This is a genomic window from Cupriavidus sp. 22TCCZM01-5 (assembly GCF_057798915.1).
Genome location: NZ_JBYOJR010000050.1, coordinates 24,368 through 36,769, shown reverse-complemented (window position 1 = coordinate 36,769; position 12,402 = coordinate 24,368). Strand labels below are relative to the sequence as shown.

9 protein-coding genes are annotated in these 12,402 nt (G+C 61.7%); 5 read left to right on the top strand and 4 right to left on the bottom strand.

The window, feature by feature from the left end; translation table 11 throughout:
• On the top strand, positions 1–355 hold a 355-nt coding region (gene pgk, locus AC3FNH_RS30335), incomplete at its 5' end, for a phosphoglycerate kinase (RefSeq protein WP_488722709.1).
• Positions 356–366: 11 nt separating this feature from the next.
• Entirely contained in the window at positions 367–1,404 is a 1,038-nt protein-coding gene (gene fba, locus AC3FNH_RS30330; RefSeq protein WP_276102471.1) for a class II fructose-bisphosphate aldolase, read from the top strand.
• A gap of 26 nt (positions 1,405–1,430) precedes the next feature.
• On the opposite strand, the gene AC3FNH_RS30325 is transcribed toward fba, so the two are convergent.
• The 4 genes from AC3FNH_RS30325 to AC3FNH_RS30310 all read right to left on the bottom strand — a co-directional run bounded on the left by AC3FNH_RS30325 (position 1,431) and on the right by AC3FNH_RS30310 (position 5,812).
• The gene (locus AC3FNH_RS30325; protein WP_488722708.1) at positions 1,431–2,960 is read right to left on the bottom strand and encodes an FAD-dependent oxidoreductase; all 1,530 of its coding nucleotides are present in this window, start codon (positions 2,958–2,960) and stop codon (positions 1,431–1,433) included.
• A 196-nt stretch (positions 2,961–3,156) separates the two neighbouring features.
• Positions 3,157–3,303, bottom strand: coding sequence for a DUF2474 domain-containing protein (locus tag AC3FNH_RS30320; protein ID WP_488722707.1), 147 nt, complete (start codon positions 3,301–3,303; stop codon positions 3,157–3,159).
• Between the two features lie 57 nt (positions 3,304–3,360).
• On the bottom strand, positions 3,361–4,371 hold the full coding sequence (gene cydB, locus AC3FNH_RS30315; protein WP_488722706.1) for a cytochrome d ubiquinol oxidase subunit II: 1,011 nt from the start codon (positions 4,369–4,371) through the stop codon (positions 3,361–3,363).
• 4 nt (positions 4,372–4,375) lie between these two features.
• Positions 4,376–5,812 carry a cytochrome ubiquinol oxidase subunit I gene (locus tag AC3FNH_RS30310; protein ID WP_488722705.1) on the bottom strand — a complete coding sequence of 479 codons (1,437 nt, stop codon included), beginning with the start codon at positions 5,810–5,812 and terminating at the stop codon, positions 4,376–4,378.
• Between the two features lie 374 nt (positions 5,813–6,186).
• On the opposite strand from AC3FNH_RS30310, the gene AC3FNH_RS30305 reads away from it, so the two are divergent.
• From AC3FNH_RS30305 to AC3FNH_RS30295, 3 genes are all read left to right on the top strand, one after another.
• Entirely contained in the window at positions 6,187–8,466 is a 2,280-nt protein-coding gene (locus AC3FNH_RS30305) for an FdhF/YdeP family oxidoreductase (protein WP_488722704.1), read from the top strand.
• A 146-nt stretch (positions 8,467–8,612) separates the two neighbouring features.
• Positions 8,613–11,399, top strand: a complete 2,787-nt coding sequence (locus AC3FNH_RS30300) for an ATP-dependent Clp protease ATP-binding subunit (RefSeq protein WP_488722703.1) — start codon at positions 8,613–8,615, stop codon at positions 11,397–11,399.
• 65 nt (positions 11,400–11,464) lie between these two features.
• Positions 11,465–12,382, top strand: coding sequence for a bestrophin family protein (locus tag AC3FNH_RS30295; protein WP_488722702.1), 918 nt, complete (start codon positions 11,465–11,467; stop codon positions 12,380–12,382).
• The last annotated feature ends 20 nt before the right edge of the window (positions 12,383–12,402 follow it).

The following is a 12,402-nucleotide window of genomic DNA, read 5'->3' as shown; positions in this document are numbered from 1 at the left end:
CGACATGATCCTCGACATCGGTCCGAAGACGGCCGCGCAGCTGGCCGAACAGCTCAAGGCCGCCGGCACCATCGTGTGGAACGGTCCCGTGGGCGTGTTCGAATTCGACCAGTTCGGCAACGGCACCAGGGTGCTGGCCGAGGCCATCGCCGAATCGAAGGCCTTCTCGATCGCCGGCGGCGGCGACACGCTGGCCGCCATCGCCAAGTACGGCATTGCCGACCGCGTCGGCTACATCTCGACCGGTGGCGGCGCCTTCCTGGAGTTCCTGGAAGGCAAGACGCTGCCCGCGCTGCAAGTGCTGGCGCAGCGCGCCGTGGCCGGCATCCGCTTTACAGAATCTGCCTCGACTTAAGGAGCGTCACCATGTCACTCATATCCTTGCGCCAACTGCTGGACCACGCGGGCGAATTCGGCTACGGGGTGCCGGCCTTCAACGTCAACAACTTGGAACAGATCCACGCCATCATGGAGGCGGCCGAAGAGACCGACAGCCCGGTCATCCTGCAGGCCTCGGCCGGTGCGCGCAAGTACGCCGGCGAAGCGTACCTGCGGCATATGGTGCTGGCCGCGGCCGAGACGCATCCGGACATTCCCATCGTCCTGCACCAGGATCACGGCTCCAGTCCGGCGGTATGCCAGGCATCGATCCGCTCGGGGTTCACCAGCGTGATGATGGACGGCTCGCTGCGCGAAGACATGAAGACGCCATCCGACTACGACTACAACGTCGACGTGACCCGGCGCGTGTGCGAGATGGCGCATGCGGTGGGCGTGTCGGTCGAGGGCGAGCTGGGCTGCCTGGGCTCGCTCGAAACCGGTCAGGCCGGCGAGGAGGACGGTGTCGGTGCGGCCGGCACGCTGTCGCACGACATGATGCTGACCGACCCCGCGCAGGCGCGCGACTTCGTTGCCCGCACCGGCGTGGACGCGCTCGCCATCGCCATCGGCACCAGCCACGGTGCCTACAAGTTCTCGCGCAAGCCCACCGGCGACATCCTGGCCATGGACCGCATCCGCGAGATCCACGAACAGATTCCAGACACCCATCTGGTCATGCATGGCTCCAGCTCGGTGCCGCAGGAGTGGCTGGACATCATCCGCCAGTATGGTGGCGACATCAAGGAGACCTACGGCGTGCCGGTCGAGGAGATCCTGCGGGGTATCAAGACCGGGGTGCGCAAGGTGAACATCGACACCGACATCCGCCTGGCCATGACCGGCGCCATTCGTCAGGCACTCGCCGAGGACCGGAGCGAATTCGACCCGCGCAAGGCGCTGTTGGCGGCCAAGAAAGGGGCGAGGAGCGTCGTCAAGCTGCGCTTCGAGGCGTTTGGCTGTGCCGGGCAGGCTTCGCGCATCAAGCCAATCGCGCTGGAGACGCTGGCGAAGCGCTATCGCTGACGAAGGCACGCTTCGCAAGCGGCGGCTCACGCCGGCGTCTGCTGCTCGAGAGCCACCTCCGCGCGCAAACTGGCCAGGTCGCGTCCGACCGTTGCGACGGCCAGCCGCTGATTACCGCGCCAATAGGTCACCATACAGTCGTGCGAGCCGGGATCGCCGTCGATGTCGATGCGGTCCCACCGCTCCGCGTGGCCCACATAGTTGATGGCGATGTCGTAATGCTGGCTCCAGAAGAACGGAACCGCTGCGAAACGTTGCTGCTGTCCAAGCATGTTTTGTGCAGCGACCACGCCCTGGCGCTCGGCGACCACCCAATGCTCGACGCGGATACGCTCGCCGGTTCCAGGATCCGGCCAGCGAGCAATGTCGCCGGCCGCATAGATGGCCGGAGCGCTGGTCCGGAGATACTCATCGACCACTGCGCCGCGATCCATGGTCAGGCCCGCGTCTTGTGCCAGCGCGACATCGGGGCGCACGCCGACGCCGGTGACCACCAGGTCGGCGGGCAATTCCGTGCCTGTCGACAATGTCACGCGATCCGAACGAATTTCCGTGACCGTGGCGCCAAGATGGAAACGCACACCGTGCGATTCATGCAGCGCCTTGACCATGTCGCCCAGCTCGGCGCCGAGGACGCGTTCCATCGGACGCGCCTCCGGTGCGACCACATGCACTTCGAGGCCCCGCGTGCGCAATGAAGCAGCGACTTCGAGTCCGATGAAGCTTGCGCCCACCACGACGCACTGACGCACAGTGCCGAGACTCGCAATCACGGCCTCGCAGTCGGCCAGCGAGCGGAGGACGAACACGTGCGGCAGGCTCGCGCCTGGAACGGTGAGCCGTACCGGCTCGGCACCCGTGGCAAGCAATAACGCGCCATAGCCGATCTGGCTGCCGTTCGCCAGCGTGACGGTCTTCGCGGCAGGCTCGATCCGGACCACGCGCTGATCGCATCTCGCGTCGATGTGGTGGTCCGCGTAGTACCCGGGAGACCGCAGGGGCAGCCAGTCCGCTTGCGCGGTGCCCGCCAGATAGTCTTTAGACAAATTCGGGCGATCGTACGGGAGCGAGGTATCCGCACTCAGCAGCGTAACAGGACCCTCATAGCCCTCTCGCCGTAGCGTCAGGGCGGCAGCATTTCCTGCGGCGCCGCCTCCGATAATCACCACGGATTCGGGCATCTGCGCCGCGGCCAGCGCCGGTGGCCGGGCCGCTTGCACCTCCTCGCCGACAATGGCCTGGCCATCGCGCCGCTCCACCCGCCAACGTTTTAGGCTATCGAGCGCCGGGGGCCGGACGGCCTGCCCGGTGCGAAGGCTGAAACAGGCATGGTGCCAGGGGCAACGGATGGTGTCGCCGACCAGCAAGCCGGTCGCCAGCGGCGCCCCGTAATGCGTACAGGTCGCCCCGACGGCAAAGAGTTCGCCGCCCTGGCAGACGAGCAAGGCCGGTTCGCCGCGGACATGGCCTGTCACGATACCGCCCTCCACGATGCTCTCCAGCGGAACGCCTTGAGCGAGGTCGGGGCCGGCGGCAGAGGATGAATTTTCGGTCACGTCATCGCTCCTTGCTCGTTAGGGGACAGGAGCATTATCTACCTCGATTCCGCGACGGAAAAGGCCGACACGTGTGTTTGCCGGGACGCCCAACTCCTTCAGTGCGTCATGCTGCATGCACATGAACGGAACTGGGCCGCAGAGATAGCGGTCGGCGTCTCGGAACAGCCTGCTGGCGGTGGTACGTGTGAGGGTCTCAATGGGATTTGAAACCTACTGCCTGCATCACAAGGCGGAGCAGCTCCGCCGCCAGCCCGACGGTCGCGACGCCTGCTGCCCAGAGTCCGAACAGCCAGAGGACTTGCTTCCAGCGGCTCCCTCTTTTTGAGTTGCGATCAAGCATGCTGTCTTATCCCTGCAGTCCTGATGGCCTGAAACCCTGAAACCCGGCAAGCAGTCGTCAGTGATGATAGCCTTCGCCGACCTTGACCTTCCCGCGGAAGACGTAATAGCTCCAGCTCGTGTAGACGAGGACAAACGGCAGGATGAAGAGCGTGCCGATCAAGGCGAAGAGTTGGCTCTGTACGGGCGACGCTGCCTGCCAAAGGGAGATGGAGGGCGGGATGATGTTTGGCCACAAGCTGATGGCAAGGCCGCTGTAGCCGAGGAAAATGATCAGCAGCGTGATGAGAAACGGCGTTGCAGTCGACCGATGGGCCAGGGCGCGCAACGTGGCAATGAAGCTGAAGATCACCAGGACTGGCACGGGAAGGAAATACAGCAAGTTCGGCATGCTGAACCAGCGGGCAGAAATCTCCGGGTGTGCCAGGGGCGTCCACAGGCTCACAATCGCAATCGCGATGAGCAATAGCCAGGCGACGTACGACGAGAAGCGGTACATATCGGCCTGCAGGCGACCTTCCGTCTTCATGACCAGCCAGGTACACCCAAGTTGGGCGTATGCAATCAGAAGGGCTGCACCGCAGAACAACGGAAACGGCCGAAACCAGTCCAGGCCGCCACCCGCATAGGAATTGTTTGCCACGGGAAGGCCATCGATGAACGCGCCCAGCACGACACCCTGGCAGAAAGTCGCTATGACCGATCCACCGACAAAGGCCTTGTCCCACAGGTGGCGCTTCTCGTCGGTCGCCTTGAAGCGGAATTCAAAAGCAACGCCGCGGAATATGAGCCCGACAAGCATCAGAACCAGGGGAAGATACAGCGCGCTCAGTATCACCGAGTATGCCAGCGGAAATGCCCCGAAGAGCCCGGCGCCGCCGAGTACCAGCCACGTTTCGTTGCCATCCCAGACGGGGGCAACCGTGTTCATCATGACGTCTCGCTCTTCCTTGTCCTTGACGAACGGGAAGAGCAGGCCAATTCCCAGGTCGAAGCCGTCCATGACCACATACATCATGACGCCGAAGGCAATGATTACCGCCCAGATGAGAGTAAGGTCGACACCCATGATCCTAGCTCCTGACGCCGGCATCGAACTCTGCCGCCACACGATCCCCGGCAGCCGATAGCGGACGTGCGGGTCTGCGGGGATGACCGCCCTCGTCGATGGTGACTTCCGGCTCGTGCGTCTGCGGTCCCTTGTGCACAAGCCGCAGCATGAAGGCAATGCCGGTGCCGAAGAGGGCAAAGTAGATGACGACGAAGATGACGAGACTCAGGCCCACCTGGGCGGCATCCAGGGGAGAGGTGGCATCGGCGGTCCGAAGCAAGCCGTAGACGACCCAGGGCTGGCGTCCCATCTCAGTCGTGACCCAGCCGGCCAGCATCGCAATCAGACCTGCCGGCCCCATGCAAAGCACGAAGCACAGGAAGAGGCGTGAGGTGTAGAGCGCCTTCCGGTGGCGCAACCAGAGGCTCCATATACCGGTGAGGATCATCAGCATGCCAAGACCAACCATCAGACGGAACGTCCAGAATATGACCGTCGAGTTCGGGCGGTCCTCCGGAGGGAATGACTTCAAGGCCGGAATCTGCCGATCGAGGCTGTGTGTAAGGATGATGCTGCCAAGGACTGGTATCTCGACGGAGAAGTGCGTCTTTTCCGCCTTCATGTCCGGCCAGCCCACCAGGACCAGTGGCGAGGGCTCTCCCGGGATGTTCACCCAGTGCCCCTCTATGGCCGCAATCTTCGCCGGCTGATGTTCCAGCGTGTTCAGGCCGTGGGCATCGCCAACCACGGCCTGGATCGGCGCCACGATCGGCGCCATCCACATTGCCATCGAGAGCATGGTACGGCTGGCCGGCGAGTCGCGTCCCCTGAGGATCTGCCAGGCGCCGGAAGCGCCGACGAAGAAGGCGGTTGCCAGGAATGCGGCGATCGCCATGTGCGCGAGCCGGAACGGGAACGACGGATTGAAGATGACCGCAAGCCAGTCAACCGGAACGGCTCTTCCGTCGATGATCTCGTGACCCTGCGGCGTATGCATCCAGCTGTTGGAGGACAGGATCCAGAACGTGGAAAACAGCGTTCCGAGCGCGACCATCGCAGTCGCAAAGAAATGCAGACCTCTGCCGACACGTTCCCATCCAAACAGCATGACGCCAAGGAACCCTGCTTCAAGGAAGAATGCAGTCAGCACTTCATAAGTCAGAAGCGGACCGGTAATCCCGCCGGCAAAATATGAGAAACGGCTCCAGTTGGTGCCGAACTGGTATGCCATCACCAATCCGGATACGACACCCATGCCGAAATTGATGGCGAAAATCTTTGACCAGAAATGGTAGAGATTCTTATAAACGCCATTGCCGGATTTCAACCATAACCCTTCCAGCACGACGAGATAGCTGGCCAGGCCGATAGTGATGGCAGGAAAGATGATATGGAAGCCCACCGTGAAGGCAAACTGCAGGCGGGCCAGGTCCATCGCCGTCGAGCTGTAGGTGTCCATGCTGATTTCACCGCGCAATGGTGGATGTCGGGTACGCTGTTAATGCGTAAGAACAGCAGAGCGTCGAAAGCTGTCTGATGCGTCGATTCTTCGACCCGGGCGCAAGGCCTGGTATTTATATGAAGTCGCAGTGTAGTTTGCAATTTCATAACCTGCCAGGTAAGTGGTTGATTTTTATATACGGTAGTAGATTTTTATATACGGTAGTTGTGTGGGTGAATGTTTATTCACTTTAATAATTCAATACGCATTTATTTGTAACAGCCTGGCGCATGAGAACCGGGACGCGCTATCTTTAGCTTCAGCCAATGAAGCTGGCTGGAAAGAGTCGATCGCTGACTCCGGAACGTGCTGAGTGCTTATAGGGAGCAAGCATGGCTATTCGACGAGAAGTCCCCGGTATCCGACCATATGACGGCCCCGCCGGCGGCTGGGGCGCGCTTCGGGCGACAACACAGGCGATTCGCCTGCAGATGGATAGCGTGAAGGCCCCCATCACGCTGCTTCGGACCAACCAGCCCGATGGTTTCGACTGTCCAGGATGTGCCTGGCCAGACAAGGAACACCGGTCTACCTTCCAGTTCTGCGAGAACGGCGCCAAGGCCGTCACGTGGGAGGCGACCAGCAAGCGGGTGCCGCCGGCGTTTTTTGCGAGTCACACGGTGTCGTCGCTGCTGCAGATGTCCGATTTCGAACTGGAGGACATGGGCCGCCTGACCCATCCGATGGTCTACGATCGCGCGAGCGACACGTTCCGGGCGGTGGAGTGGGAGGATGCATTTGCGCGCATCGGCGAAATCCTCCGCGGCTTATCGCCCGAGCAGGTCGACTTCTACACGTCCGGCCGGGCTTCCAACGAGGCGGCATACCTGTTCCAGCTGTTTGCGCGGGAGTATGGGAGCAACAACTTCCCGGACTGCTCCAATATGTGCCACGAGCCGACCAGCGTCGGCTTGCCGCAGTCAATTGGCATCGGCAAGGGTACGGTCTCCCTGGACGACTTCGAGCATTGCGAGCTGATCATCTCGATCGGACATAATCCCGGTACCAATCATCCTCGCATGATGGGAACACTGCATGAAGCGGCGCGCCGCAATGTCCCGATCATTGTCTTCAACCCGCTGCGCGAGCGTGCCCTGGAGCGATTCGCCGATCCCCAGAACTGGCTCGAGATGGCGACGTACGGATCGACCAGGATCGCCTCGACCTATTACCAGGTGGACGCCGGCGGGGATGCCGCGGCACTCAAGGGAATCATGAAGGCACTGCTGGCCATGGACGCGGCCCAGGGAGACATCCTGGATCGCGATTTCATCGCCATGTACACCGAAGGCTTCGATGCCTTTGCCGCCGACCTGAACGCGACGTCATGGGAAGACATCGAGAAGGCCAGCGGCTTGCCCCGTGCCGAGCTGGAGGCGGTCGCAAAGCTCTATGCCGAGTCGAATGCGACGATCGTCACGTACGGCATGGGCGTCACCCAGCATAGCCGGGGTACGGCGAATGTCCGGCTGATTGCCGACCTGCTGTTCCTGAGGGGCAACTTCGGCAAGCCCGGTGCCGGGATATGTCCGTTGCGCGGCCATTCGAATGTACAAGGCAACCGGACTGTCGGCATTACGGAAAAGCCGTCGGAAGACTTCCTGAAAGCCATCGAAGACGTATTCGGATTCACGCCACCGAGAGCGCATGGGCGCGATGCCGTCAGGACGGCGCAGGCGATGATCGACGGCAATTGCAAGGCGTTGATCTGCCTCGGGGGCAACTTCGCGGTGGCCCTGCCTGATTCCGGGCAGTCTTTCCCGGCGATGAAGACGCTTGACCTGAGTGTGCACCTCGGGACGAAACTCAACAGAACGCATCTGCTGGTCGCGAAGGAAACCTATCTTTTCCCCTGCCTGGGGCGCACGGAGCTCGATGTGCAGGCCGACGGGCCCCAATCCGTGACGGTCGAGGATTCGATGTCGATGGTCCATGCATCGGCCGGCAAGCTCACGCCGGCTTCCGAACATCTGCGTTCCGAGCCGGCGATCATCGCGGGCATGGCGCAGGCCAGCCTGCCGAACACCAAGGTGGCCTGGGCAGACCTGATTGCCGACTATGACCGGATTCGCGACCTGATCGAAAAGACGGTGCCGGGCTTCGAGAACTTCAATGACCGCATCCGCGTGCCCGGCGGATTCCGCCTGCCGCTGCCGCCGACGGAGCGCAAATGGACGACCCCTTCGGGCAAGGCGGTCTTCTCGGTGTATGGCGGGGTGAAGGAAGACGCGGACGTCCTGGGCGGCGAGAATGTCCTTCGCCTCATGACGATTCGCAGCCACGACCAGTACAACACCACGATCTATGCGCTGGATGACCGCTATCGCGGCGTGTTCGGGCGGCGCGACGTGCTCTTCATGAACGAATCCGACATGTCTGCGCGGGGACTCGAGCATGGGGACCTGGTCGACATCGAGACGATCATGGCAGGCCGGCAACTCCGGCTGAAAGGGCTCACCGCAATCGCATATGAAAACATCGTGCGAGGCTCCGTGGCGGCCTACTACCCGGAAGCAAACGTGCTGGTTCCGCTGGACTATATCGACAAGGAAAGCGGTACGCCGTCCTATAAGTCGATCCCTGTGCGCGTGGTGCGCTCGGCATCGACCTGACGTGCGTTGAGCGGGGAGGGGCGGGTCAAAGCGCCGTCGATCGAATCGATACAACAGGTCTCATGGCTAGCTGCGTGACACGGAGGCCGTTGCAGAAGGCGAAAGCTGCCTGGGGCCGTGATCCCTGACAAGGAGACAAGTCCATCATGCCGACCCTATGTGAAATCTGCCACGCCCGGCCCGCGGTGGCCCGCGTGACCGTTGTGCAGAACGGCGAGCGCAAGTCGATATCGATTTGCGACTATGACTATCGGCAGCTGATGCGCCACCAGAGCATGCTGAATCCGTTCGATTCGCTCCTGGGCGGCGGTGGCTTGTCCCGCTTCTTCGATGACATGGGCCACGACGAAGCCGGGATGGAGGCCGAGGTGCCACGCGAGTCCGTGGATGTCACCGATGCGTTCAGCGAGCAGACGCTGGAGCTGCTGCAACGTGCCGCGGAGAAGGCCCACGAACTCCGGCGCAATGAACTCGACACCGAGCATTTGCTTTACGTCCTCGCCGATACCGATGTCGTCACGGCCTTGCTGAAGGAGCTGAAGCTTTCTCCGCAGGACATCAAGGGCTATATCGACCAGCACGCCCAGACTGGCACGGCAGCCGAGGATGCTCCGGTAGAACGGATGAGTATCTCGCCGCGCTTGAAGAAGGTATTCCAGTACGCTTTCCAGGCATCACGCGAACTTGGGCATTCCTACGTGGGGCCGGAGCACCTGCTGATTGGTCTGGCAGCCGTGCCGGAGAGCATCGCGGGGACGCTGCTCAAGAAGTATGGCGTCACGCCGGAAGGATTGCGCCAGAAGGTCGTGAAGGTCGTAGGCAAGGGCGCCGAGGATGGGCGGGTCGACACACCGAGCGGCACGCCGACGCTCGACAAGTTCGGACGCGACCTGACGGCCATGGCGCGGCAGGGAAAGCTGGATCCGGTGCTGGGGCGCTCTCTGGAAATCGAGAACACCATCGAAGTGCTGGCACGGCGCAAGAAGAACAACCCGGTGTTGATCGGCGAGCCGGGCGTTGGCAAGACGGCCATTGTGGAAGGCCTGGCCCAGCGCATCGTCAATGGCGACGTGCCGGAGGTGCTGCGGGGCAAGCGCCTGGTGGAAGTCAATATCAATTCGATGGTCGCCGGCGCCAAGTATCGGGGCGAGTTCGAGGAAAGAGCCAAGCAGCTGATCGACGAGGTCACCGCCAAGAACGATGAGCTGATCCTGTTCATTGATGAACTGCACACCATCGTCGGGGCGGGACAAGGCGGCGGGGAAGGCGGGCTCGACATCGCCAACGTGCTCAAGCCCGCGCTGGCGCGGGGCGAACTGAGCCTGATCGGCGCGACCACACTGAACGAGTACCAGAAATACATCGAGAAAGACGCGGCACTGGAGCGGCGTTTCCAGCCGGTGCTGGTACCGGAGCCTACGGTCGAGCAGACCATCGTCATCCTGCGGGGACTGCGTGACAAGCTGGAAGCGCATCACCAGGTCACCTTCGCGGACGACGCCTTTGTTGCGGCTGCGGAAATGTCGGACCGCTACATCACGTCGCGCTATCTGCCGGACAAGGCCATCGACCTGATCGATCAGGCGGCGGCGCGCGTGCGCATCGGTTCCACATCGCGCCCCGCCGACATCCAGGAGCTGGAGGCAGAAATCTCCCAGCTCAAGCGCGAGCAAGACTATGCCTCGTCGCGCAAGCGTTTTGACGAAGCCAAGGGCTTCGAGGAGCGCATCAATGACAAGCAGAAGCAACTCGACGAGAAGACCGAAGCCTGGCAGCGCAAGACAGGCTCGGAAACGCTGGAGGTCACGGTCGGAGCCATTGCCGAGGTAGTGTCGCGCCTGACAGGCATTCCGGTCTCCGATCTTACACAGGAAGAACGTCAGAAGCTGCTGCAAATGGAGGAAAAGCTTCGCGAGCGCGTGGTGGGGCAGGACGATGCGGTGGTTGCAGTCAGCGATGCGGTGCGCTTGTCCCGTGCCGGACTCGGGCAAGAACACCGCCCGATCGCGACCTTCCTTTTCCTCGGACCGACCGGCGTCGGCAAGACCGAACTTGCCAAGGCGCTCGCCGAGACCGTATTTGGCGACGAACAGGCGATCATACGCATCGACATGTCGGAATACATGGAGCGCCACGCGGTAGCACGGCTGATCGGAGCGCCGCCTGGCTATGTGGGCTACGACGAAGGTGGGCAACTGACCGAGCGCGTGCGCAGGCGCCCTTACAGCGTGATCCTGCTCGATGAGATCGAGAAGGCCCACCCGGACGTGAACAATGTCCTGTTGCAGGTGTTCGACGATGGCAGGCTGACTGACGGCAAGGGCCGGGTCGTGGATTTCAGCAACACCGTCATCATTGCGACCAGCAATCTTGGTGCGTCGATCATCATGGAAGACCTGGAGAAGCCCGATGGCAAGCGCATGCCCGAGAAGCAATTGCGGGAGGCGTTGATGAAGGTGCTGAAAGGCCATTTCCGGCCAGAGTTCCTGAACCGGATCGACGACATCATCGTGTTCCATGCGCTGTCGCGGGACAATATCCGCGCAGTGGTGCGGATCCAGCTGGATCGCGTGGTCCGCACCGCGGCGGCGCAGGACATTTCAGTGAAGCTGAGCGACGCCCTCCTCGACCACCTGGTGGAGGTTGGCTACCAGCCGGAGTTCGGTGCCCGCGAGCTGAAGCGCCAGATCCGGCAGTCGGTGGAGACAAGGCTGGCCAGGGAGATCCTGGGAGCCAAGCTGGCGGCCGGTGACAGCGTTGAAATCGGGTATGACAAGGAAAGAGCCGTGGTAACGATCAGCAAGGCTGCCACGGCTCAGCCCGATAAGGGCGAAGCCAGTCCTGCGAAGACCGCCGCGAAGAGCGCCACGACAAAGAAGGCGAGCCGTGCGACTGCTGACAGTCAGGCACCATCCGGCGCTGCGGGCTCCTGAATGCGGGGATGGGATTCCGGCTTCTGGAAGAGCTCGAACGCTGCTTCGTTCGCTAGAGAAGAATCATGATAGTGCGGCCAAAGAGGAACTGGTTCAGCATGTTATTTGTGTGGAATGGTTCGGTGCTGCAAGCGATCATTCCACAACTTGTCTTCCTGGCCTTTGTCAGTGGCTTTGCTGTCCTGACCCAGGGACGCATATTGGGAGAGAAGATACCGCTGAACACAGCGCCGTTTACACTGTTTGGCGTGGCACTTACCATCTTCCTGGCCTTCCGCAACAACGCAAGCTATGAGCGCTTCAAGGAAGCGCGGCTGATCTGGGGGCATGTCCTGATCGCGTCCCGGTCACTGGCATCGCAAGTCCTGAGCTACATACCAGACAACGAAGGCATTGACCGAATCCGGCTGATTCGCAAGCTCATCGCCTTTGTCTATGCATTGAAGCATGAACTTCGCAAAACGGATCCGACGCCGGATTGCGCACGGCTGCTGGGCCGCGAGGAGGCAGAGCGGTTGTGCAGGAAACAGTATCGGCCGGTTGCGCTTCTCAATGACATCCGGTCCGAGTTGGGCCGGTTCGTGGCCACCGGTATCGTCTCGGATTCCGGCCTCTGGGTGTTCGACACACAACTCAATGAGCTGGAGGGCACGGTGGGCGGTTGCGAGCGCATTGCCTCGACACCGATTCCGTTCGCATACGGCGTACTGCTGCATCGTACCGTGTACGCCTATTGCATCATGCTTCCGTTCGGGCTGGTTGATTCGACAGAGTTGTTCACACCGATTGTTTCCGTATTCGTCGCATACACGCTGATTGCGCTGGAAGCGATTGCCGACGAGGTCTCGGAGCCGTTCAGCAAAGCACCCAACGCGTTGGCTCTGGATGCGATAGCTTGCAATATCGAGCGCTCGCTGCTTGAACTTTGCGATAGTGAAGTTCCTGCGCCCAGGGTGCCGGATCGTCAGTACCAGCTGACGTAGGACATCGGGTACCTGATATG

Excerpts from the sequence above, each read along its gene's own strand:
- AC3FNH_RS30295 (WP_488722702.1), top strand. The coding sequence starts at position 11,465 with ATGATAGTGCGGCCAAAGAGGAACTGGTTCAGCATGTTATTTGTGTGG.
- AC3FNH_RS30310 (WP_488722705.1), bottom strand. The coding sequence starts at position 5,812 with ATGGACACCTACAGCTCGACGGCGATGGACCTGGCCCGCCTGCAGTTT.
- fba (WP_276102471.1), top strand. The coding sequence starts at position 367 with ATGTCACTCATATCCTTGCGCCAACTGCTGGACCACGCGGGCGAATTC.
- AC3FNH_RS30320 (WP_488722707.1), bottom strand. The coding sequence starts at position 3,303 with ATGCTTGATCGCAACTCAAAAAGAGGGAGCCGCTGGAAGCAAGTCCTC.
- AC3FNH_RS30300 (WP_488722703.1), top strand. The coding sequence starts at position 8,613 with ATGCCGACCCTATGTGAAATCTGCCACGCCCGGCCCGCGGTGGCCCGC.
- AC3FNH_RS30305 (WP_488722704.1), top strand. The coding sequence starts at position 6,187 with ATGGCTATTCGACGAGAAGTCCCCGGTATCCGACCATATGACGGCCCC.
- cydB (WP_488722706.1), bottom strand. The coding sequence starts at position 4,371 with ATGGGTGTCGACCTTACTCTCATCTGGGCGGTAATCATTGCCTTCGGC.